Origin of the sequence: Kineosporia rhizophila (assembly GCF_021277265.1) — a bacterium.
GTDB lineage: Bacteria > Actinomycetota > Actinomycetes > Actinomycetales > Kineosporiaceae > Kineosporia > Kineosporia rhizophila.
On sequence record NZ_JAJSOH010000075.1, the window covers coordinates 1 to 682 of the forward strand.

General features: G+C 56.5%; 1 rRNA gene. It reads left to right on the forward strand.

From position 1 onward, the window contains the following. Window positions 1-97 precede the first annotated feature (97 nt). A 16S ribosomal RNA gene (locus LWF15_RS35785) occupies window positions 98-682 on the forward strand; the annotation flags it as partial.

Below are 682 nucleotides of genomic sequence, written 5' to 3' on the forward strand. Positions count from 1 at the left end.
TTCTCCGACCCCCGTCGGGTGCCTGGGTAAACGGACTGGAGTTATTGGTCAGGAATCAATTGCAACACACTTCGCTAAAAGTCTTCCTAGAAGATTATTTACGGAGAGTTTGATCCTGGCTCAGGACGAACGCTGGCGGCGTGCTTAACACATGCAAGTCGAACGGTGAACCACTTCGGTGGGGATCAGTGGCGAACGGGTGAGTAACACGTGAGTAATCTGCCTCTGACTCTGGGATAACCACGGGAAACGGTGGCTAATACCGGATATGACGTACGGTCGCATGGTCTGTGCGTGGAAAGTTTTTCGGTCAGAGATGAGCTCGCGGCCTATCAGCTTGTTGGTGGGGTAATGGCCTACCAAGGCGACGACGGGTAGCCGGCCTGAGAGGGCGACCGGCCACACTGGGACTGAGACACGGCCCAGACTCCTACGGGAGGCAGCAGTGGGGAATATTGCGCAATGGGCGAAAGCCTGACGCAGCGACGCCGCGTGAGGGATGAAGGCCTTCGGGTCGTAAACCTCTTTCAGCAGGGAAGAAGCGCAAGTGACGGTACCTGCAGAAGAAGCACCGGCTAACTACGTGCCAGCAGCCGCGGTAATACGTAGGGTGCAAGCGTTGTCCGGAATTATTGGGCGTAAAGAGCTCGTAGGCGGTCTGTCGCGTCTGCTGTGAAAACCT